The organism is Cohnella zeiphila, from assembly GCF_014212055.1.
GTDB lineage: Bacteria > Bacillota > Bacilli > Paenibacillales > Paenibacillaceae > Cohnella > Cohnella zeiphila.
This window is the reverse complement of record NZ_JACJVO010000007.1, coordinates 18,524-40,578: the sequence shown is the minus strand read 5'-3', so window position 1 is coordinate 40,578 and position 22,055 is coordinate 18,524. Positions and strand designations below refer to the sequence as shown.

The window sequence follows — 22,055 nt, the reverse complement described above, 5'->3', positions numbered from 1 at the left end:
GAGGCGGAGTAATGAAATACCGGAAGCTGGGCAAGACCGGCCTTAAAGTGTCGGTCGTGGGCGTCGGCACGTGGCAGTTCGGCGGCGAATGGGGCCGCTCTTACGATCGCAAGGAAGCGGCGGCGATTCTGGACAAGGCGCGGGAAGTCGGCATCAACCTGATCGATACGGCGGAATGCTACGGGGATCATCTCTCCGAGTCTCTCGTCGGCGAAGCGATCGAAGGGAATCGCGGGGACTGGCTCGTGGCGACGAAGTTCGGCCATCACTTCCACGGTCCGTTCGAACGGACCGATTCGTACCGGCCGGACGACGTGGTGCGGCAGCTGGAGGCGTCTCTGCGCTCCTTGAAGACGGACTACGTCGACCTTTACCAGTTCCATTCCGGTCCGGACGCCTCGTTCGACACGGACGGGCTGTGGGATGCGCTGAACCGCCAGGTGGAAGCGGGCAAAATCCGGCACCTGGGCATCTCGATCGGTTCCAACCGGAACGTGTACCAGACGTCGCGGGCTTCCGCCGTGAACGCGGAGACGATTCAGGTCGTTTACAACCGGCTCGATCGCGCGCCCGAAGAAGAAGTGTTCCCTTCCTGCGAAGCGCAAAATCTGGGCGTCCTGGCAAGGGTGCCGCTGGCCAGCGGGTTTCTGAGCGGAAAGTACCGTCCCGGCGACCGCTTCGGCAGCAACGATGTCCGTTCGCGCCGTGATACGGCCGAACAGGACCGGCTGCTGAGCGAAGTCGAGCGCATCCGGAGCGGCGAAGTGCCGGAAGGCACGGACATGGCGGCATGGGCGCTGGCATGGTGCCTGAAGCATCCGGCGGTAAGCTGCGTCATTCCCGGCTGCAAGGACGCGGCCCAGGTGGAAGCGAACGCCGCGGCGGTGGAACTCGTGGAGGACGGACACCCGCAGGAGGCGTAAAAAGCGCGGAAGCGCTAGTATAAGATGACAACGGAAGCGAATACTGGGAAGAGATCAAGCCCAAAGGCGGTGCTTCCCATGTGTGAACGCTATTCCTTGACAGCCGGGCTTCCCGACGTCGTCGAGCAATTCCGGATCGGACAAGTTGTCACGTCGTACGTGCCGAAATACAACATATCGCCGACGCAATCGGTTCCCGTCGTTTACGAATACCGCAAGCAGCGCATTCTTGACGATCATCGCTGGGGCTTGATGCCCTATTGGTCCAAAGACGCGGTGCTGGCGGACGGCCGGGCGATCGCGGACCGGCCGATCTTCCGCCGGATCGTCAACAAACAGCGGTGCGTCATTCCGTGCAGCGGCTTCTACGGCTGGCTGTCCCAAGGCAAGGTGCACCAGCCGATCCGCTTCGTGTTCAAAGACCGGCGCACGTTCGGCATTCCCGGCTTCTACGAGCGGTGGCCGCGCGTGGATGGAGAAGAGATTCGCGCGTTTACGATGATCTCGACCGCGCCGAACCGTGTCGCTCAAAGCTATGTGGACCGGATGCCGGCCATGCTGGACGAAGAAGGTATCGACGCTTGGCTCAGCGAGACGAACGTCGAATACCGCACGGTCTTCCATCACGTTCGGGAGCTGCCCGCCGACGAGATGGAGATGTATCCGGTCGGCGGCTACATCAACGACCGGACGCGGGAAGCTCCGGAATGCGCGGAACCGATCCGCGCGGGTTACGCGCCGCTGCGGCGTTGAGAGCAACCATATTGGCAACGTGGAAGTCTCCTGTTCGTCCTCGGACGAGCCGGAGACTTTTTTTGGAACTGCCGGTTGCATAAAATAACCATTCCAGGGGGAGCGTAACAGCGGGAGGTGTCTGCCATGAACGTTCCCTGGGTCCGGTTCGGAAGAATTCCGTGCATTATGATGATGCTGCTGTCGATCGGATTGCTCAATCACGTTCTCATCGGTCCCCTGGTTCTGCAATCGTCGGGCCGCGACGCCTGGCTGGCCATTCTGGCCGTATCCGCGCTGCAGCCGCTATGGCTGCTCATGATGTACCCGATCATGCGCTCGATCGGCAGCCTGCCTTTCACCGATTGGCTGAAGCATCGCGCAGGAACTGTCGGCAAGCATGCGGTCGTCGGCATCCTTGTCGTTCTCCTGTTCATGATAATTATCGTTACATGCGTCGATACGGTCAACTGGAGTTCCACCACCTACTTGCCGGAGACCCCGAAGCTCGTCACTTCGTTTGTTTTCGTCGCGCTCGGCATTGCGGGGAGCACCTTGGGGCTTCACATCATCGTTTATATGTCTTGTTTTCTGCTTCCGTTGGTATCGGCTCTCGGTATCTTCGTGGCCAGCGCCAACATCCCCCGCAAAGATTACTTACAGCTGTTGCCGATTCTGGAGAACGGCTGGTCCCCGATCGGGCATGGGATGATTTACGTCGGCGGCGGCTATGTCGAGCTGATGCTGTTCGTGGTATTGGCCGGGTATGTAAACCGTCCGTTCCGACGCCGTCATTTGATCGCGACCGGACTGTTCATTTCCTTATTGTGTTTCGGTCCGGTGGCTGCCGCGATCAGCGAGTTCGGCCCGGGCGAAGCGATGGAGCAACGGTTTCCCGCCTTCGCCCAATGGCGGCTCGTACAGCTCGGGAAGTATATCGAGCATGTCGATTTTTTCGCGATTTATCAATGGCTTTGCGGTTCGTTCGTTCGAACCTCGGCTTCCTTATGCTTGATCTTTGATTTGACGGGGATCCGCAGCCGGAAAAAAAGGGCCGTCATCGGCGCCGCGATTGGCATCATGGCGATCTTTACGTCCGTTTATCCGTTCGGCGACGCGGCGGAGTTTTATTTTTTCTCGCGCTATTTGCCTGTATCTATGTATGCTTTTTTGGCTTTGTTCCTGTTTTTGTTCCTATTGTCGATGATCCACGCGACGGACAAAGGAGGCGAAGGGGATGTCCCAGAGCGGGCATGAGTGGTTCGATGCCGACATGAGGAATTGCAACGACGTCATCGTGCATCGCCTCCGCGAGTCCAACGGCGAAGAGATCGCGATCGCTTATGCGGACCAGCTTATCGACGACAGGCTGCTGAAGGAGTCGATCATTCCGCGAATGAGACGGGCAATGGCGGCAGGCGAACCTGTCGCCGACTTGTTCCCGTTCGAGGCGCTTCCCGCGGACGATGCGGAGAACCGAAGCAAGATATTCGTCCTGCTATTCTCGGGGAGCCTGCTGGTGTTCCGCAAAGAGGACGTGCTCGCCTATTCCATCGCCAAGCTTCCCGGCCGGCAGCCGGAAGAGTCCAGCACCGAAATCTCGGTCAAAGGGCCGAAGGACGGCTTCGTGGAAGAGCTGGCGGTCAATCTCGCGCTCATCCGCAAGAGAGTGAAGACGGCCGATCTCAAAATCGAGAAGTTCACGGTCGGAACCGAGACGCGGACCGACGTGGCCATGCTCTACCTGGAAGGAATGGCAAAGCCGCGTTGGGTGGAAGAAGGGCGGAAACGAATTCGCAACGTGCATGTGCGGGCGTTAAACGGAGCGGCAGAGATCGAGGAGATGCTGTCGGACGTATCGATCAGCCTGTTCCCGCAGATCGATTACGCGGGACGGCCCGATTCCGCGACGTTCGCGCTGCTGAACGGATCGATCCTGTTTATGATGGACGGCGTTCCGCTCGTGTATCTCGCGCCGATCAATCTGCTCAGCCTTCTTCGTTCTCCGGAGGACAACTACACTCCATATTATTACGCTTCGCTGGAGAAGATCATCCGGATCGTCGCCCTGTTCACGACGCTTTTTCTGCCGGGCTTCTGGGTCGCGCTCTCCGCCTACAACATCGATCAGCTTCCGTTCCCGCTGCTGTCCACCATCATCATGTCCCGGATCGGCCTCCCGATGTCCACGACGATCGAGATGCTGCTCATGCTGGCGATGTTCGAAGTGTTTCGCGAAGCGGGAGTCCGGCTGCCGAAGGCCGTCGGTCAGACGGTCGCCGTGGTCGGAGGGATCATCGTGGGAGACGCCGCCATCCGCGCGGGGATGGCGTCGCCGACCATGCTGGTCGTGTCCGCGCTCACTTCCGTCTGTTCGTTTACGCTGGTCAACGTCTCCTTGTCGGGAGCGGTGACGCTGGCTCGCCTGTTCGTCCTGTTCCTTAGCATGACGTTCGGCATGTTCGGCTTCTTCGTCAGCCTCTTGGCCCTTCTGATGTATCTCGTCTCCTTGCGCTCGTTCGGAGAACCATACTTGTTCCCGATCGCGCCGATCTCTTTCCGAAAACTTCCATCCACTTTCTTCAAACTGCCCACGCGGCTGGCCGGCAAGCCGTACGGTCCCGTCAAGAACGCCAATAGAAGGAAAAGGTAGCGAATATGCGGAAAAATTTTTTGCGAATCGCGCTGCTTCTGCCTTGCTGCTTGCTTCTGACTTCTTGTTGGGACGAGGTGACCCTGCAGGATCTTCATTACATTACGGCGCTCGGCATCGATTACAAAACCGATTCCAAACAGTTCGAAGCGTTCGCTCACATTGTCGACGTATCCGCGGCAGCCAAGAAGGAGAACGGGACAGATGGGAAAACGGTATCGTTCGTCGGACATGCGGAAGGTCCGACGCCGAACTTGGCGCTCGACGAATTGTTTCGCACGATGCAGATGGAGCCGAATGTCGATCATTTAATGACATTAATCGTATCGGAGTCGGCCGCGCCCCGCATGCAGGACGTGCTGGACAGCCTCAATCGGAGCCGTGCCGTGCGTTATACGGTTAACCTGATGGGAACGTCAAGCGAAATTCCGGATTTGTTCCAGGTGAGCGAACTTGTAAGCAAATCGCCGCTTAACACCGATATCTACCAACCGAATTCGAATAAATACAGCAAAGCTTTTCACAACCATTGGGATTTGCAGAAAATGGTCCGAACGTTCACGAAGGGTACCGGAACTGCGTTCATCCCGAATTTGGACATCGGCACTCCCCATTGGATGAGCTCTTCGCGCCAGATCAAGCTGCCCTATTTTAACGGTGCATTCGTGATTGAAGGCAAGCGTTACATCGGCAAATTCAGCGAGGAGGAGCTAAGCGGCGCCAGATGGTTTCAAGGCGCGATAAAAGATTATACGTTCCCGATTCGCAGAGACGGACAGACGATCGGAACCGCCGTCGTCCAGAAGGCGAAAGGCCGTGTTCGGTACATACGGCAAGGAGGCGGAGCCTTCGATTTGCGTTTGTCGGTTCAGTTTTCGGTCCGGGAATTGATCGATTCCGCCTCGAACCGGGAGCTTGAGAAATTGGCGGCAGAAGAAATCCGCAGCGAAATCGAGACGACTCGTGAAATCGCCCGTTCGCGCGGAGCGGATCTGTTCGGTCTTGAAGAGACGTTGTATCGCTTCCGCTTGGCCGACTGGAAAAGGATGCAAAAAGAAAAGACGGCGATCGAGAAGCTGCCTGTGCGAGCTTCCGTCACCGTCCATTTGATCACGACCGGAAAATTGAAGTCCAAATTATATTGAAGCTGCTTACAGAACCCGTCTTGCCGTCGCGTAGTGAGTCTTCCACCAGCCCGAATTGATGCTGCTGATCGTGACGCCCGGCTTGCCGTACGTATGAATGATCTTGCCGTTGCCGATATAAATGGCGACGTGGTGGACCGGAGAATAGAAGAATACAAGATCTCCCGGCTTCAGATTGGACTTGGATACATAACGTCCCGCTTTGGATTGAGCTTTAGAAGTGCGAGGCAGCGAAACTCCGTACAGCCTGTACAAATATTGGGTAAACGAAGAACAGTCGAACGAAGAGGTGTTGCCGGTCTTCGCTCCGAATTTATAGGGGCGCCCCATATAGGTTTTAGCTTTAGCGATGATTTTGCTGGCTTTGCTGGAGGCCGAAACGGTCGCGGCGCTTGCGTGGGCTGGCGTGAATTCCGCAATGCCTCCGAACAAGACGGTGAAAGCGATCGAAGCGGCGGCTACAATTTTGAAGAGCTTGGTGTTGAGTTTCATGCGGTCCCTCCTGGAATCTATGATGTAAAACTACTATATCACGTTTAAAATAGATAATAATTTCCTATTAGAAGAAAACGCTTGCCGCGCCGCTAATCTTAAAGCTAGATGAAAAGAAGATGAGAATTTCTTAAGAATTGCAACCTTTTTGAGAAGAATGCAAAATAAGCGGAGGACTGTAAGCTTGTCCGGGGATTTGGTATGATAAAGGAAATCGATCGACGGAAAGGACGGATTCGAGCGGATGAAGCTTCGCATTCTGGGAGCAAGAACGAGCTATGACGAAGTGAACGGCTATGTGGCTCACGTGCAGTTCGAGGCGGAAGGGCACAAGCAGCCCTACGAGGCGACCCTACAGAGCGATAAGGGCTCGGAATGGAGCCATTCCCTGTTCTTCCTGAACGAATCGGGCAGCGAGGAAGAGATCGAAGCGGTGGAAGACGCGCTGGAAACGGACGATGAGCTGTTCGGAAGCTTGATCGACGCGGCGGAAGCGGCGTGGCGCGAAGAATAGGGATGAGGGTCGCTTGGGGGAAGGCTGAAGCCAAGCGCAAAAAAAAGGTTGGGCGGATGCTCGCTTCCGTCCAACCTTTTGCGTTCGGCGCGCGCAAGACGCGCTTCATTGATCCCTATCGTTTGCGGGGTTATTTTACGACCAGCACCGGAACTTTCGAATGCTGCACGACATTATGGCTGACGCTGCCGAGCACGAATTCGCGAATGCCGCCGAGTCCGCGGCTGCCCATGACGATCAGATCGGCACCCCAGTCCGCCGCAGTCTCCAGGATGGTTTGCGCCGGATTGCCCTGGAGCAGCTTAAACTCGGCTCCGCGCTCGGACGGAACTTGACTCTTCGCCGAATCGAGCACTTTGACCGAATGATCGGCGTACTGCCGGCTCCACTCCTCCGGCGCCGCGATGAGCATATCCCCCGAATTCAGAATCGGCACTTCGTAAACGTGAATGACGACGAGCTTGGCATCGTAGCGGCCGGCCAGCTCCACGGCGTGGCGGAGCGCTTTGTTGGCCAGATTGGAGCCGTCGAATGCGACAAGCAGTTTGGAGTACATGGGAAAGCACCTCTTTCTGGATTCGGTTGAAGTTGAGAAGTATCGTAACCATTATATAACCATTTTGCCCCTTTTTGAAATAAGGTTTAGAAACAAGGAGGAAACGACGTGTCGCAGGATCTGAAGTTTCTGGAGGAAGAACGGTACTTGGAGCGGGTGAACGCGGAGATCCGCTCGCAGCTTGCGGGCATCGGCCCCCGGTATGTCGGCAACGACTTCACCGAGCAAACGCTGGACGAGCTGCGCCAGGAGCGCAAGCGCCGGCTGGAGACGGCCGCCAAGGAGCCTTACTTCGGCAGGCTCGATTTCCGGGAGAAAGGCGCGGCCGCGAACGTGCCGCTCTATATCGGCAAAGCCGGCGTCGGCGAGGAAGCGGGCCGGCATCCGCTCGTCGTCGACTGGCGTGCGCCGGTATCCAGCTTGTTCTATTCATTCGCCGGAGGAGATCCGAACGTGTCGTACGAATCGCCGGACGGCACGGTGGAAGGCACGATCGCGCTGAAGCGCAATTTGCTTATCCGCCAAGGGCAGCTGCAGCGGGTCATCGACAGCTATACGGAAGGACAGGAGGATACCGGCGCGGTCACGGACGAGTTCCTGCTTCACCGGTTGGGCGAGAGCAAGGACAACAAGCTTCGGGACATCGTATCGACGATCCAGAGCGAGCAGGACGCGATCATCCGGACGGAGAAGAACAGGGCGTTGTTCATCCAGGGGGTCGCCGGAAGCGGCAAAACGACGGTCGCGCTCCATCGGCTGGCATACCTTCTCTACCGCTACCAGGACAAAGTACGGGCGGACCGGATGATGATTCTTGCTCCGAACCGGATGTTCCTGGGCTACATATCCGGGGTGCTGCCCGAGTTGGGAGTCGGCGACATTCGCCAGACGACGTTCGCGGACTGGGCGATGGAGCTGCTGGGCGGCGGCGTCGCGCTCAAACCCGGTACGGACACGCTGGAGCGCTGGTTCGAACGCCCGGTGACGGATCGGGAGAAGGACGAGGCGCCGGGCCGGCGCAAAGGGAGCCTCTCGTTCCTGAACCGCCTGGAGGAGGCGCTTGACCGATGGGAAGAGGAGTTGATCCCCGATCTCCCGTTCAGCCCGGAACCCGGGCTTCGGCTGGAAGCCGCCCACATCCGCGGCTGGTTCCGCGAGGAACCCGCGGACGAGCCGGTTCTGAAACGGCGGGAGCGGCTGCTGAACCGGCTGAAGCGGTGGATGGAGATCCAGATCGGGCGCGTCCGCTGGAGCGACAAGACGGTCAAGTCCAAAGCGACGGCCCAATGGAAGGCATACGCGGCGAAGCTTCCGGCTCCGAGCGCGGTGCAGTGGTATGCGGCCGCGTTCCCGAGCCAATTCGCATTGCCCAAGGGCGGCGGCAAGCGCAAGCCGGCCGAGGTGGACCCGGAAGACCTGGCCGTGCTCGCGCTGGTGCAGCTCCGGCTCTTCGGGACGGAAGAGAAGCCGTACGACCACATCGTCATCGACGAAGCGCAGGACTATTCCCCGCTGCAGCTCGCGGTATTGAGGCGCGTGCAGCGTAGGGCATCGATGACCGTGCTCGGCGACCTGCAGCAGGGCATCCACGACTACGCCGGCATCAGGCGCTGGTCCGAGCTGACCGAACTGTTCGCGCCGGAAGAGACTGCCTATTACGAGCTTGACCGCAGCTACCGCTCGACGATGGAGATCATTGAATTCGCCAACCGGATTCTGAAGGGGATGGATGGCGGAGTCAAGCCGGCCGTCCCGGTGTTCCGAAGCGGCGATCCGGTCGAGACGGAGGCGATCGGCGACGGCAATCTCGCGGACGCCGCGGCGCGAACGCTTCGGGCCTGGCGGGAGCGGACGGAGCTCGGAACGATCGCGGTGCTGTGCCGGACGGCGCAGACGTGCCGGGAGCTGCACGCCGGCCTGCGCGAGCGGGGAATCGAGAGCGCGCTGCTGAGCGCGGATCAGCAGGCGTACGAAGGCGGGCTGACGATCGTCCCGGTCTATCTGGCCAAGGGGCTGGAGTTCGACGCGGTGCTGCTGGCGGACGCGGACGATTCGGCCTACGGTCCTCGGGACGCCAAGCTGCTCTATGTCGGCTGCACGCGCGCGCTTCACCGGCTCAAGCTGCTGTATCGGTCGTCGCCGACCCGGTTGATCGAGAATTAACCGGGACGTTCGGCCTCGGGCCGAATGTGCTATAATATTTTCCATCATGAATCGTAGATGAGGTGCTGCGACCGGATGTTGAGACGAATCGTCTTTTTTCTGCTGCCCGTTCTCCTGATTTTCGCCGTCGTCAGCTTCTATCTCGGTTGGCACGGGACTTATTTCCTGCATCTGCTGGGAGCGGACGTGCCGCCCGCGCTCTATTGGATTATACTCTATCTGATCGCGTTCTCGTATTTGCTGGGCCGCATCCCGGTTCGTCCAAGATCCCTGTTCCGTCTGTTCAAGGTGATCGGCTCCTATTATTTCGCCGTGATCGAATTCGGACTGATTCTGCTGGTTGCGGCGGATCTCGTTGCCGGCATCGCCCGGCTGGCGGGAGCGTTCTCCCGCACTTTCGCGATCGTGGAAGGCTTCGCCGTTCTCGCGCTGCTCGTTGCGCTCATGGTCTGGGGATCCCGCAACGCCTGGAGCCCTATCGTGCGCCATTACGACATTCAAGTCGACAAGAAGGCCGGGAACCTGAAGCAGCTAAAGATTACGGTCGTCTCCGACATCCATCTGGGCAATGTCGTCGGCAACCGCCATCTGGACCGCCTGCTGCCGCTCGTGAACGATTGGAAGCCGGACGTCGTGCTGCTGGCGGGCGACGTTATCGACGACACCGTCGAGCCTTTTCTGCGCCGCGACATGAGCAGCCGACTGGCCCGGCTGCAAGCCAAATACGGCGTATTCGCGGTGCTGGGCAACCATGAATATTACGGCGGCCACATTCCCGAATACGTCGAGAAGATGCGGCAGATCGGCATCCCCGTCCTTCAGGACGAGACCGTCACGGTCGGAGGGGCGATCCAGATCGCGGGGCGCAAGGACAAAACGGCCGAATCGATGGAACCGCAAGGCCGGCTGCCGATCGCGGAACTCGTCTCTTCCTTCGACGACTGGCTGCCGATCATCGTGATGGATCATCAACCGACCCGGTACGACCTGGCCGCGGCCGCCGGCGTCGACATTCTCGTCTCCGGCCACACTCATCGGGGGCAGATGGCGCCGAACCATTGGATTACGCGCCGGATGTTCGAGCTTGACTGGGGTTATTTGCGCAAGAAGCAGATGCACGCTTTCGTCTCTTCGGGCTACGGCACGTGGGGGCCGCCGATCCGGCTCGCCAGCCGTTCCGAGATCATTCAAATCACGGTTCGTTTCGAGGGGGATACACATTGAACAAATCGACCGGCCCGCGCCGCGCGTGGCTGATCAGCTTCATCTGTCTCCTTGCTTTCGGAGCGTTCGCCTTGCTGATCGACACGCATCGGATTTATTCCTTCGATCTGCGGCAGATCCGCTTCTGGCAGGGGATGGAATCGCCGGGCATGACCCGGCTCGCGGAAGCTCTCTCCGCTTCGGGCAGAACCAAGCCGGTAGTGGGAGCCGCGCTTCTGGTCATGGCTTTTCTCTTTTTCGCGCTGCGCCGCCGATGGGAGCTGCTGATGGTGGTAATGGCGCTCGGCGGCTCGACTTTGCTTAATACGGCGGTCAAAAACGCGGTCGGCCGAGAGCGCCCTTCGCTGCACCGAATCGCAGAGGAAGCCGGCTACAGCTTCCCGAGCGGCCATGCGATGGCGGCGCTCAGCTTGTACGGAATTACGGTATACCTGCTGTGGCGGCACGTGAGAAACGGATGGGGGAAAGCGCTGATCGCGGCCGTCGCCGCCGTCTATATTCTCGCGATCGGAGCCAGCCGCATCTACCTTGGCGTTCATTACCCGAGCGACGTCATCGGCGGCTATCTGCTCAGCGGCTGCTGGCTGGCCGCCACGATCGGCACGTTCCGATCGCTTCAGGCGAGAAGAACCCGTTCCATATCCAGCGCGGCCTGACAAAAACGGCATTGTTCCCGATTAGGAACGATGCCGTTTTTTCGCTACTTGTTCCGTTGTCTGTCCTTCCGAAGCCGCAGATTCATCCAGATCAATACCGCTGCAAGGACCGTGAGAATTATTCCGAGCCGCCGAAACCCTCCGGCGCTGAACTGCCCCGCCATAACGACGCTCGTCAACAAGGAAGACAGCATAGTGCCCAAATATCTCGATGTATTGAACAGTCCGGAAGCGACGCCCGCTATTTCCTTCGGAGAATTTTGGAACAAAGCCGCCTGCATGCCGACCGTGTTCAGCCCGTTGCTAATGCCGAAAGCAGCCAGCGCCAGACTTACGCTGACGACCGGCGAGGTCGAATTCAAAGTCGCGAGCCATAAGGAACCCAATGTCATCAAGATAGCGGAGAGCACCAAGGCCGGCTTCGGCCCCGAGCGATCGATCCACCGTCCCGCGATCGGCGAAGCGGCGAGCGAGCAGAGGCCTAAAGTCAGCATGAGAATTCCCGTATGAAATTCGCCGACATGGCGCACCGTTTGCAAATAGGACGGAAGCCCGAAAAAAAGCGCGTAAAAAAGCAAGTTCACGAGGACGAATTGAACGTTGACCCAAGTCAGGGCGGGATAACGCGCAAAGGTGCGCAAAGGAATGAAGGGCGACGCCGTTTTGAACTCATGACTTATGAATAACCCCAGCGCTGCGAGTCCGAGCAAGCCGGTCGCCAGATTTCGGATGGAGAGCTGCCCGGATGACTGGGTCGACAGCACTGCGACGAGAAGCGCAACCAGACCGATCGTGAAGAGAAGCACTCCTGTCGCGTCCATCCATTCCAACCCTTTTCGCCAGGACATCTTGCCGCGTGCAGCGGACTCTGCCGGATCGTCTGCGGGAATCATCCTCCATGCCAGCAGAAAGCTCGCCGCAACGAAAGGAAGATTGACGATAAAGATCGCCTGCCAATCCCACCACTGAAGCAGAACCCCGCCTACGAACGGGCCGATGGCCGCGGCGCCGGAGATGAAAATCGACAAGACGGACAGCGCGGACCCTTGCTTCTCCGTCATATGAATCCGCACAAGAGCCATTCCGACCGCAACCATCATGCTGGTTCCGATCGATTGCACGACGCGGGCTACGATCAGCCATCCGAAATTCGGCGACAAGGGAGCAAGCAGCGAGGCGGCGAAGGAAACGACAAGACCGGTAAGGAAGATCCGTCTGCGGCCGATCAAGTCGCTCGCCTTGCCTACGACAGGTTGAGCGACCGCGCTCGCAATATAGAACGAAAAGATGATCCAGGAAACGGCGGAATAGTTCAGGCCGTACACCTGCTGCAGCCTTGCGATCGCAACGGAAATCATCGAAGAATTCAAGGGGTTCAACAAGATCCCCAGTCCAACGGATATCATCAATCCTGTGCCGCGAGCATTCATTTTTTTAAGTTCCCCCATAAGCGTGATGAGATCAGCTTACCGGAAACCTTGCATTTACTCCAACGCATTTTGTGCTATGATTTTATGGATTGAAAGGAATAAGGGAGGGTCGGCATGGAGCTGCTTCAGCTGCAATATTTTCTCGCGGTAGCCCGGTTGGAGCATGTGACCGAGGCTGCTCGAAGCCTGCACGTCACCCAATCGTCACTGAGCAAAACGATTCAGCGCCTGGAGGAGGATCTAGGGGTTCCGCTGTTCGACCGGGCTGGAAGGAAGCTTCGTTTGAACGGGTTCGGAAGCAAGTTCCTTCGCCGAGCGGAACGAGCTTTGTTCGAGTTGGAACAGGGAAGGCAGGAACTTAGCGATTTGTCCGGTCCGGAACACGGCACTCTGGAATTGGCGGTGACCACTGCGAGTTCTTTGCCGAATATCCTTCGGGAGTTTCGGAAAAAGCGGCCGCATATCCAATTTCATGTGCAAATGGTGAGCATGCAGAAGATGGTTGCGCTTCTTCATCGGGGAGAAGTCGATTTCGGCTTGTCTTCGCCCCCTGTTGAAGAGGATGACATCGAATGTCAAGTCGTGTTCGTCGACCCCATCCTCGTAGCGGTTCCCAAAGGGCACCGGCTGGCCGGCCGCAGCAGCGTAACCTTCGCGGAACTAAGAGACGAAACCTTTGTCGGCGTCAAGAAAGGCTACGGCGCCCGCGATTTTTTGGACTCGTTTTGCCAGGAGGCCGGTTTCGAGCCCAAGTACGTTTATGAGGGGGACGAGCCTGCGCGGCTAAGCGCTCTTGTCGAAGCCGAGATCGGGATCGCCTTCATCCCAAGCACGGCGAGAATCCCGCAAGAGCCAGTTCATTATCTCGAAGTAGAGAATCACGCATTGGTACGGGAGATCGCTTTATTGCGGAACAAGAACCGGTACCTTTCACGGGCCGCTCTGGAATTCCGCGAGGTCGTTGCGGATTATTTTAAAAGGCTGTCCGCTACCGAACCGCTTTGACGGACCGGCGGACGATCAGCTCGGAAGGGAGAACGATCTTCTTCCACGGTCCCGCTTCCTCCGGATTCCGGATCCGGTCGATCAACATCTGCATGCCGAGATAGCCGAACTGATACGCCTGCTGCGAGATGACCGTCACGAACGGATCGATCTCGGCATAGGAGGCCAGGTCGTCGAAGCAGACGAGCGAGATGTCTTCCGGCACCCGCAGACCGCGCGCGTTCAGCGTGCGGATCACTTCCACCGCCAGCACGTTGTTTCCGGCGACGATCGCCGTCGGCAGGGGATCCATGCGGCCGAGCCAGCGGTCGATCTCCGACAGATCGGCGCGGGGACCGAAGCTCGTCTCCAGCACGTACTCCTCCGAGTAGGGCAGGTCGTTCAGCTTCAGCGCTTCCTTGTAGCCTTCGAACCGCTGACGGGCCGAAGAAACGGTCAACGCGCCGTTGATCATCGCGATGCGGCGATGCCCGTTCTCCGACAGGTGCCGGACGAGCTGGCGGGCGCCTTCCTTGCTGTCGCCGAGCACGATATCGCTCTCCACGCCCGGCACTTCGCGATCGAGCAGCACGAACGGCACTTGATGCCTACGCAGCGTCTCCAGATGGGGGAGAGAAGCGTCTCCCGCCGGGGCGACCAGCAAGCCGTCTACCCGCATTTTGAGCAGGGTGTCCATATATTCTTGTTCTTTGTCCCCGTTCTCGTCGCTGTTGCCGAACAGCAGCCGGAACCCCAGCTTGCGCGCGGCGTCCTCGGCGCCCCGGGCCAGCGTCGTATAGAACGGGTTCGTAATATCGGCAATCAGCAAAAAAAGCAGATGGGTCTGCTGCAGCACCAGGCTTCGGGCCATCTGGTTCGGCACATAGTTCAGCTCTTCCATGACGCGCTTGACTTTGGCGCGCGTCTTCTCGCTGATACGGCCGGTGTTATTGATAACTCTCGACACGGTCATCGCCGAGACGTTCGCCCGTGCCGCAATGTCGTAGATCGTGACCATCCGCTTGACTCCTTCCGAACCGATTCCCGTAGTCCGATCCGCCGATTTTCGGGAAAAAGTCCGCTTCCTTCGCGCGACGGCGCGATGCGCCGCCTCGCTGTTCCTATCTTACCGAAATCGAGCATTGACAGCAAGACGCAACGTTGTTACTTTAGAGTTATCGGTAACATCAACCATCCGAATGGAGGAATGAATATGGCAGATCAACAACACCGTTGGCAAGGGGGATTCCCCAAGATCGGCATTCGGCCGACGATCGACGGCCGCCGCAAAGGCGTGCGCGAATCGCTGGAAGACCAGACGATGAACATGGCGAAGGCGGTGGCGGCGCTGCTGTCCGAGAACCTGCGCTATCCGAACGGAGAGCCGGTACAGTGCGTCATCTCGGATTCGTGTATCGGCGGCGTCGCCGAAGCGGCAGCCTCCGCGGAGAAGTTCCGCAGGGAAGGCGTCGGGGTGTCGATCACGGTGACGCCTTGCTGGTGTTACGGCACGGAGACGATGGACATGGATCCGGCCATCCCGAAGGCCGTGTGGGGCTTCAACGGCACGGAACGTCCGGGCGCCGTCTACTTGGCCGCCGTTCTGTCCGCCTACGCGCAGAAAGGCCTCCCGGCGTTCGGCATCTACGGCGAGGACGTTCAGGACTCGGGCGACACGTCCGTGCCGGAAGACGTCAAGGGCAAACTGCTCGGTTTCGCCAAGGCCGGCCTCGCCGTCGCCTATATGCGCGGCAAGTCGTATCTGTCGATGGGCTCCGTCTCGATGGGCATCGCCGGATCGATCGTGAACGATACGTTTTTCCAAGAATATCTCGGCATGCGCAACGAGTACATCGATATGTCGGAATTCGTCCGCCGCATGGATGAAGGCATCTACGATCCCGCGGAATTCGAGAAAGCGCTTGCTTGGGTCAAGACGAACTGCGCCGAAGGACCGGACAACAATCCGGCGCAGCTGCAGAAGTCCCGCGAGTGCAAGAATCAGGATTGGGAGACTGTCGTCAAGATGGCGATCATCGCCCGCGACCTGATGGTCGGCAATCCGCGTCTGGCCGAGCTCGGCTTCGGCGAAGAAGCAATGGGCCACAACGCGATCGTGTCCGGCTTCCAAGGCCAGCGCCAGTGGACCGACCACTTCCCGAACGGAGACTTCCTGGAAGCGATTCTGAACTCTTCCTTCGATTGGAACGGCATCCGCTCGCCATATCTGGTCGCGACCGAGAACGACAGCCTCAACGGCGTCGTCATGCTGCTCGGCTACCTGCTGACGAATACCGCGCAAATTTTCGCGGACGTTCGCACATACTGGAGCCCGTCTTCGGTGGAGCGCGTGACGGGCCACAAGCTGTCCGGCGACGCGGCCTGCGGCCTGCTGCACCTGATCAACTCCGGCTCGGCTGCGCTGGACGGCTCGGGCGAACAGACGAGGGACGGCAAGCCGGCCATGAAGCCGTTCTGGGAGATTGGCGAAGACGAGGCGAAGAAGTGCCTGGACGCGACTTCCTGGCGTCCGGCCTCGGTCGAATATTTCCGCGGGGGCGGCTTCTCGTCCGACTTCCTGACGCGCGGCGGCATGCCGATGACGATGTCGCGGCTGAATATGGTCAAGGGCATCGGACCGGTGCTGCAAATCGCCGAAGGCTGGTCGGTGGATCTCCCGGCCGACGTGCATGACAAGCTCGACAAGCGGACGGATCCGACGTGGCCGACGACCTGGTTCGCGCCGATTCTGACCGGCAAGGGCGCTTTCCGCACCGTGTACGACGTCATGGACAACTGGGGCGCGAACCACGGCTCGATCAGCTACGGCCATATCGGCCACGAGCTGATTACGCTGGCGGCGATGCTTCGCATTCCGGTCAGCATGCACAACGTAGCCGAAGAACGCATTTTCCGCCCTCGCGCATGGGGCCTGTTCGGCACCGATCATCCGGAGAGCGCCGACTTCCGCGCCTGCGAGAACTTCGGACCGCTGTATAAATAAGGGGAGGGCCGCGCATGAGCAGCCAAGACATTCGCAACGAACTGTGCCGCTACGCCCGCAAGACGGTCGCCAACAAGCTGGTCGTCGGCCCGGGCGGCAACATCAGCGCCAAGCACGAGGGGAAGATGTACCTGTCCCCGAGCGGCTTCGCGCTGGACGAGATCGAGCCGGAGCAATGGGTCGAGGTGGACATCCAATCCGGCGAATTGACCGACATCGGCCTGCGCCCGTCGTCCGAGGTGCTGATGCATCTGTACGCGTACCGGGTCAATCCGAACATCGGAGCCATCGTCCATACGCATCCGCCTTACTGCATCGCTTTTACGCTCGTGGAAGAGAAGCTGCCGGTCATGTTCCCGGACCAAGCGGCGCTCGTCGGTACGACGACTTACGTGCCTTACGTATTGCCGACGACCGACAAGCTCGCCGACGCCGTCGCCGCCGAGGTGGACCGGTTCAGTACGATTCTGCTAGGCAATCACGGCCTGGTGACGACCGGACGCAACCTGCGCGAAGCGTATTACCGGACCGAAGTCGTCGAGGAGAGCGCCAAGATTTATTTGATCGCCAGCGCCATCCGCAAGCCGAAGGCGCTGACGGACGAAGAATATGCCGAGATCGCCTCGCTGGAGAGCGAAGCGTACCGCATTCAATTGCTTCAGAAAATGAAGTGATTCGGCGTCGAAGGAGGGGCTCTAGGCCATGAACGACGGAGCTATGTCGGCGATCGCCTTCGACCTGGGCGCCGGCAGCGGCAGAGCGCTGATCGGAGAGCTTGTGCGGGAGGAAGCCGGCGGCGCCAAGCTGCGCGTGACGGAAATCCATCGTTTCCCGAACGACGCCATCCAGGTCGGCAAGCATTTGCACTGGGATATCCTGCGCCTGTTCGAGGAGATCAAGCGCGGCATCCGCCGCGCCTTCCGCGAGGGCTACAAGCCGGCATCGCTGGGCATCGATACTTGGGGCGTCGACTTCGGACTGCTGGACGCGAACGGGGAATTGCTCGGCAATCCGTATCATTATCGCGACCCGCAGACCGACGGGCTGATCGACGAAGTCGCGGCGCTGATCGGCAAGGAAGAGCTGTTCCGGCAGGGCGGGCTGCAGCTGATGCCGTTCAATACGATCTATCAGTTGTACGCGATGCGCAAGGCGGCTTCGCCCAAGCTCGACGCGGCGCGCACGCTGCTGCTCACGCCCGACTTGCTAGCCTATCTGCTCACGGGGAAGCAAACGTGCGAGTTCACGATGGCGACGACGACGCAGCTGTTCCATCCGGAGCGCCGGGAATGGAACGGCGAGCTGATGGAGCGGCTCGGCATTCCGCCCGGGCTGTTCCTGCCGCCGATTCAACCGGGAACGGAGATCGGCCCGCTCTCCGCCGAAGTGTGCGAGGAGCTCGGCGTGCCGCCGATCCGGGCGATCGCGGTCGGAACGCACGATACCGAATCGGCGGTGGCGGCCGTTCCGGCGGACGGAGAGTCGTTCGCGTACCTGGTGTGCGGGACGTGGTCGCTGCTCGGAACGGAACTGCCGGAGCCGCTGCTGACGCCCGAGACGATGGAAGCGGAGTTTTCCAACGAAGGCGGCGTCGGGGACACGTATCAGCTGCTCAAAAACATCATGGGGCTGTGGATTCTCCAGGAATGCAAGCGCGAATGGGACGAAGCGGGGACCGCTAAGGATTATGGCCGGCTGGCGGCGGAAGCGGAAGCCGCCGAGCCGCTGCGCAGCCTGATCGATCCGGACGACCTGCGTTTCTATTCGCCGGGAGGCATGACGGAGAAGGTTCAAGCTTATTGCGCAGAGTCCGGGCAGCCCGTTCCGAAGACGGAAGGGCAGATCGCCCGCTGCATTCTCGAAAGCCTCGCGTTCCGTTACCGGCAGGCGCTGGAGCAGGCCGAACGGTTGACGGGCCGCGTGTTCCCGGCGCTGCACATGGTCGGGGGCGGCATTCAGAACCGGCTGCTTTGCCGGCTTACCGCGAGCGCGATCGGCCGTCCGGTCGTCGCCGGACCGGTGGAGGCGAGCGCCATCGGCAATTTGCTGCTGCAATTCATAGCTTCGGGCGCCTGCGCGGACCTGGCGTCGGCACGGCGGCTCGTCGCCGCTTCGTTCCCGTTGGATCGTTATGTGCCGGACGGGAAGACTTCTCTGCAAGCCAAATACGAAGAATGGCTCCGGTTCAGAGGCAGCCGGGCCTAGAACAAAATAGAAGCCGTGGCATCGCATTCGTTGCATGCCCGGCTTTTTCATTTGGCATTCTATAGGCGTGAGCGCGGCGTAAGTAGGCGATCTCTTTATTTATGATGTGCTAATTAATTATTTATTGTATCATAATTAAATTTATGATATACCATACTTAGCGTTTCAAAAACATGTCCCGAGGAGTGGAAGCATGAAGTTTTTTCTGGACACCGGCAATGTGGAAGAGATCAAGCGGATCGTCAAGCTGGGCTTGGTGGACGGAGTCACGACGAACCCGTCGCTCATCGCCAAAGAAGGACGGGACTTCAAGCAGGTTATCCAGGAAATCTGCGGCATCGTCTCCGGGCCGGTAAGCGCGGAAGTGATCAGCCTGGACGTCGACGGCATGCTCAAAGAAGCGCATGATATCGCGAAGTGGGCGCCGAACGTCGTCATCAAGCTGCCGATGACGGAAGCCGGTCTCGAAGCGACGCATCGGCTCGCGCAGGAAGGCATCAAGACGAACGTGACGCTCATCTTCAGCGCGGCGCAGGGCTTGATGGCCGCCAAAGCGGGCGCGACGTTCATCAGCCCGTTCGTCGGCAGGCTGGACGACATCGGCATCGAAGGAATGGAGCTCATCCGCAACCTGCGCATGATGCTGGACATGTACGACCTGCCCGCCGAGATTATCGCCGCCAGCATCCGCAACATCGGTCATGTGGAGCAGGCAGCGCTGTCAGGCGCGCATATCGCCACCATTCCGGGCTCGCTGCTGCCTACGCTATGGAAGCACCCGCTGACCGACATCGGCATCGAACGTTTCCTGAAGGACTGGGAGAAGATGTCCAAAGCATGAGGCCGGCCGGCAGGCTTCCGCTCAAGATCATCTAAGGGTTCACGCCCGCAATCCTAGGGAGGGAACGGGTATCGAACTGACGCCGCGCCAACTGGAGATCGTCGATCTGGTGAAAGAACGCGCACCGATAACCGGGGAACAAATCGCGGAGCTGCTCGGCATCAGCCGTCCGACCATCCGTTCGGACTTGTCCGTTCTCGTGATGCTGCGGCTGCTCGACGCCAAGCCGAAGGTCGGTTATTTTCCCGGAGAAGCGCTGAAGCCGGAGAGGACCGTATACTCCTCTCTGCTTCAGTGGAAAGTGAAAGACCGCATGAGCCGTCCCGTCATCGTGCGGGACGATGCCACCGTCGGAGACGCGGTCATCAGCCTGTTCGTCGACAATGTCGGCAGCCTGATCGTAACGGACGAGTCCGGCCGGCTGACGGGCATGGTGTCGCCGAAGGATCTGCTCAAGTTCACGCTCGGCCATCCGAACGCGGCGAGCCTTCCGATCCGCATGGCGATGACCAAGCGTTCCCAGCTCGTCACGATCGGGCCGGACGACACCGTTCTCGAAGCGGCCCGCCGCATGATGTCCCATCAATTGAACAGCCTGCCGGTCGTCCGGCCCAAGGGCAATCCGCAGGACGGAGCGGACGTGATCGGCAGGATCACGAAGACCAACATTACGCAGGCGATGGTCGAATTGGCCTCGGATTTGTAGCATGGCAGGGGGAGAAGCCGTGTCGAACGACCGTCTAAAAACGATTTACGCATGCTCGGACGCGGTGGGAGAGACGGCGGAAGCGGTGGCCCGGGCCACGGCGCGCCAGTTCGCGACCGCTGCCGTCAAGATCAAGCGCTGCGGCGGCATCAAGCACGAGGACGAAGTGCGCGCCGTCGTAAAGGAAGCCGCGCAAGCCGGGGGATTCATCGCCTACACGCTCGTCCAGCCGGAGCTGCGCGAGACGATGCGCGAGGAAGCGATTCGCGCGCAGGTGAAGGCCGTCGACGTGATGGGGCCGATGATGCAGGCCTTTATCGATACGTTTCAGGATTCGCCCAAGTACCAGCCGGGCTTGCTGCATGAGATGGACGACTATTATTTCCGCAAGATCGAAGCGGTCGAATTCGCCGTCCGGTACGACGACGGCAAGGACGTCCGCGGGCTGCTGAGCGCCCAGGTCGTGCTCGTCGGCGTATCGCGGACGTCGAAGACGCCGCTCAGCATTTATTTGGCCCACAAGGGGATCCGTACCGCGAACTATCCGATCACGCCCGAAGTGAAGCCGCCGGATGAGCTGTTTATGAAGGCGGAACGCCTGATCGTCGGGTTGACGATGCAGCCCGAGCGGCTGCTGAGGATCCGCACGGAAAGGCTGAAGTCGCTTGGGCTTCCCGTGCAGGCGCATTACGCTTCGCTGGAACGAATCGAGCGCGAGCTCGGGTTTGCTTCGGAGCTGATGAACAAGCTCGGCTGCCCGGTGATCGACGTGACGGAAAAGGCGATCGAGGAGACGGCCGGCATCATTATGGAGAAATGGCTGACATCGGTCGGCTGACGAGGGGGAGAGAGCATGGAGAGGGAACTTGCGCTGGAGATCGTCCGCGTCACCGAATTGGCCGCGCTCGCATCCGCGCCGTGGATGGGACGCGGGGACAAGATGAGCGCCGACGGGGCCGCGACGGCGGCGATGCGCGCGATGTTCGACACCGTCTCGATCAAAGGGACGGTCGTCATCGGGGAAGGCGAGATGGACGAGGCGCCCATGCTGTACATCGGCGAGCAGGTCGGCAGCAGCCAAGGCCCCGAAGTGGACGTCGCCGTCGATCCGCTGGAAGGGACGGAGATCGTCGCCAAGGGGCTTAACAACGCGATGTCCGTGATCGCCGTCGCCAATCGGGGCAACCTGCTGCATGCGCCGGATATGTATATGGAGAAGCTCGCGGTCGGTCCCGAGCTGGCCGGCAAGCTGAGCTTGACGGATCCGCTCGAAGAGACGCTGCGCAAGGCGGCCACGGAGCTGCGCAAGAAAGTGGCCGACCTGACGGTCATGATCCTCGACCGGACACGCCACGAATCGATGATCAAGACGCTGCGCAAAGTCGGCGTCCGCATCAAATTTCTGTCCGACGGCGACGTGGCGGGCGCGATGGCGCCGGCATTTCCGGAAGCGGGCATCGACCTGTACGTCGGCTCCGGCGGCGCTCCCGAAGGCGTCTTGGCCGCGGCGGCGCTCAAGTGTCTCGGCGGCGAGCTTCAGGGAAGGCTGATGCCGGCGGACGCGAACGAATACAATCGCTGCGTCGCCATGGGCATCGAAGATCCGTACCGGATTTTGACGATGGAAGACATGGTCGGCACCGACGACGTCATCTTCGCCGCGACCGGCGTCACGCCGGGGGAGTTCCTCGGCGGGGTGCGGTACATGGCCGGGCAGCGCGCCGAGACCCATTCGATCGTCATGCGCGCGAAGACGAGAACCGTTCGCTTCATCCGTTCCCTGCACTACTTGCCGAATAAAGCGCTGCTTCGCGCCGAAGCTTAAAG

General features: G+C 59.8%; 21 protein-coding genes. 17 read left to right on the top strand and 4 right to left on the bottom strand.

What is annotated here, in order from left to right:
- The first annotated feature begins 11 nt into the window (after nucleotides 1-11).
- The 5 genes from H7C18_RS05270 (at nucleotide 12) to H7C18_RS05250 (ending at nucleotide 5,453) form a co-directional block, all read left to right on the top strand.
- The gene (locus H7C18_RS05270) at nucleotides 12-923 is read left to right on the top strand and encodes an aldo/keto reductase (protein WP_185127976.1); all 912 of its coding nucleotides are present in this window, start codon (nucleotides 12-14) and stop codon (nucleotides 921-923) included.
- Nucleotides 924-1,001: 78 nt separating this feature from the next.
- Nucleotides 1,002-1,676 carry an SOS response-associated peptidase gene (locus H7C18_RS05265; RefSeq protein WP_185127975.1) on the top strand — a complete coding sequence of 225 codons (675 nt, stop codon included), beginning with the start codon at nucleotides 1,002-1,004 and terminating at the stop codon, nucleotides 1,674-1,676.
- Between the two features lie 126 nt (nucleotides 1,677-1,802).
- Nucleotides 1,803-2,912: an endospore germination permease gene (locus H7C18_RS05260; RefSeq protein ID WP_185127974.1), complete on the top strand. Its 1,110-nt coding sequence runs from the start codon at nucleotides 1,803-1,805 to the stop codon at nucleotides 2,910-2,912.
- Nucleotides 2,893-4,308: a spore germination protein gene (locus H7C18_RS05255; RefSeq protein WP_185127973.1), complete on the top strand. Its 1,416-nt coding sequence runs from the start codon at nucleotides 2,893-2,895 to the stop codon at nucleotides 4,306-4,308. The genes H7C18_RS05260 and H7C18_RS05255 overlap by 20 nt, the downstream gene beginning before the upstream one ends.
- A gap of 5 nt (nucleotides 4,309-4,313) precedes the next feature.
- A complete protein-coding gene (locus tag H7C18_RS05250; RefSeq protein ID WP_185127972.1) occupies nucleotides 4,314-5,453 on the top strand; it encodes a Ger(x)C family spore germination protein in 1,140 nt (379 codons plus the stop codon).
- 6 nt (nucleotides 5,454-5,459) lie between these two features.
- On the opposite strand, the gene H7C18_RS05245 is transcribed toward H7C18_RS05250, so the two are convergent.
- A complete protein-coding gene (locus tag H7C18_RS05245) occupies nucleotides 5,460-5,945 on the bottom strand; it encodes a C40 family peptidase (RefSeq protein ID WP_185127971.1) in 486 nt (161 codons plus the stop codon).
- A gap of 244 nt (nucleotides 5,946-6,189) precedes the next feature.
- Here H7C18_RS05245 and H7C18_RS05240 point away from each other — a divergent pair, with 244 nt between their 5' ends.
- Nucleotides 6,190-6,459, top strand: coding sequence for a hypothetical protein (locus H7C18_RS05240; RefSeq protein WP_185127970.1), 270 nt, complete (start codon nucleotides 6,190-6,192; stop codon nucleotides 6,457-6,459).
- 130 nt (nucleotides 6,460-6,589) lie between these two features.
- Here H7C18_RS05240 and H7C18_RS05235 read toward each other — a convergent pair whose 3' ends face one another.
- Entirely contained in the window at nucleotides 6,590-7,015 is a 426-nt protein-coding gene (locus H7C18_RS05235; protein WP_185127969.1) for a universal stress protein, read from the bottom strand.
- A gap of 108 nt (nucleotides 7,016-7,123) precedes the next feature.
- Here H7C18_RS05235 and H7C18_RS05230 point away from each other — a divergent pair, with 108 nt between their 5' ends.
- The 3 genes from H7C18_RS05230 to H7C18_RS05220 all read left to right on the top strand — a co-directional run bounded on the left by H7C18_RS05230 (nucleotide 7,124) and on the right by H7C18_RS05220 (nucleotide 11,058).
- Complete coding sequence (locus H7C18_RS05230; RefSeq protein ID WP_185127968.1) at nucleotides 7,124-9,178, top strand: UvrD-helicase domain-containing protein; 2,055 nt, start codon at nucleotides 7,124-7,126, stop codon at nucleotides 9,176-9,178.
- Nucleotides 9,179-9,253: 75 nt separating this feature from the next.
- Nucleotides 9,254-10,402 carry a metallophosphoesterase gene (locus H7C18_RS05225; RefSeq protein WP_185127967.1) on the top strand — a complete coding sequence of 383 codons (1,149 nt, stop codon included), beginning with the start codon at nucleotides 9,254-9,256 and terminating at the stop codon, nucleotides 10,400-10,402.
- A complete protein-coding gene (locus H7C18_RS05220; RefSeq protein WP_185127966.1) occupies nucleotides 10,399-11,058 on the top strand; it encodes a phosphatase PAP2 family protein in 660 nt (219 codons plus the stop codon). The genes H7C18_RS05225 and H7C18_RS05220 overlap by 4 nt, the downstream gene beginning before the upstream one ends.
- Nucleotides 11,059-11,102: 44 nt before the next feature.
- Here the strand turns inward: H7C18_RS05220 and H7C18_RS05215 are convergent, their stop codons facing one another.
- A complete protein-coding gene (locus H7C18_RS05215; RefSeq protein ID WP_185127965.1) occupies nucleotides 11,103-12,488 on the bottom strand; it encodes an MFS transporter in 1,386 nt (461 codons plus the stop codon).
- A 114-nt stretch (nucleotides 12,489-12,602) separates the two neighbouring features.
- Here H7C18_RS05215 and H7C18_RS05210 point away from each other — a divergent pair, with 114 nt between their 5' ends.
- A complete protein-coding gene (locus tag H7C18_RS05210; protein WP_185127964.1) occupies nucleotides 12,603-13,493 on the top strand; it encodes a LysR family transcriptional regulator in 891 nt (296 codons plus the stop codon).
- Here the strand turns inward: H7C18_RS05210 and H7C18_RS05205 are convergent.
- On the bottom strand, nucleotides 13,477-14,490 hold the full coding sequence (locus tag H7C18_RS05205) for a LacI family DNA-binding transcriptional regulator (protein ID WP_185127963.1): 1,014 nt from the start codon (nucleotides 14,488-14,490) through the stop codon (nucleotides 13,477-13,479). The genes H7C18_RS05210 and H7C18_RS05205 overlap by 17 nt on opposite strands.
- Before the next feature lie 195 nt (nucleotides 14,491-14,685).
- On the opposite strand from H7C18_RS05205, the gene H7C18_RS05200 reads away from it, so the two are divergent.
- From H7C18_RS05200 to glpX, 7 genes are all read left to right on the top strand, one after another.
- A complete protein-coding gene (locus tag H7C18_RS05200; RefSeq protein WP_185127962.1) occupies nucleotides 14,686-16,476 on the top strand; it encodes an L-fucose isomerase in 1,791 nt (596 codons plus the stop codon).
- A 14-nt stretch (nucleotides 16,477-16,490) separates the two neighbouring features.
- On the top strand, nucleotides 16,491-17,150 hold the full coding sequence (locus tag H7C18_RS05195; RefSeq protein WP_185127961.1) for a class II aldolase/adducin family protein: 660 nt from the start codon (nucleotides 16,491-16,493) through the stop codon (nucleotides 17,148-17,150).
- A gap of 28 nt (nucleotides 17,151-17,178) precedes the next feature.
- Complete coding sequence (locus H7C18_RS05190) at nucleotides 17,179-18,681, top strand: rhamnulokinase (protein ID WP_238357488.1); 1,503 nt, start codon at nucleotides 17,179-17,181, stop codon at nucleotides 18,679-18,681.
- Nucleotides 18,682-18,874: 193 nt separating this feature from the next.
- Nucleotides 18,875-19,522, top strand: coding sequence for a fructose-6-phosphate aldolase (gene fsa, locus H7C18_RS05185; protein WP_185127960.1), 648 nt, complete (start codon nucleotides 18,875-18,877; stop codon nucleotides 19,520-19,522).
- 91 nt (nucleotides 19,523-19,613) lie between these two features.
- The gene (locus H7C18_RS05180) at nucleotides 19,614-20,228 is read left to right on the top strand and encodes a helix-turn-helix transcriptional regulator (RefSeq protein WP_185128211.1); all 615 of its coding nucleotides are present in this window, start codon (nucleotides 19,614-19,616) and stop codon (nucleotides 20,226-20,228) included.
- 19 nt (nucleotides 20,229-20,247) lie between these two features.
- Nucleotides 20,248-21,066, top strand: a complete 819-nt coding sequence (locus H7C18_RS05175; protein ID WP_337912933.1) for a pyruvate, water dikinase regulatory protein — start codon at nucleotides 20,248-20,250, stop codon at nucleotides 21,064-21,066.
- Between the two features lie 15 nt (nucleotides 21,067-21,081).
- On the top strand, nucleotides 21,082-22,053 hold the full coding sequence (glpX, locus tag H7C18_RS05170) for a class II fructose-bisphosphatase (protein ID WP_185127958.1): 972 nt from the start codon (nucleotides 21,082-21,084) through the stop codon (nucleotides 22,051-22,053).
- Nucleotides 22,054-22,055 lie beyond the last annotated feature (2 nt).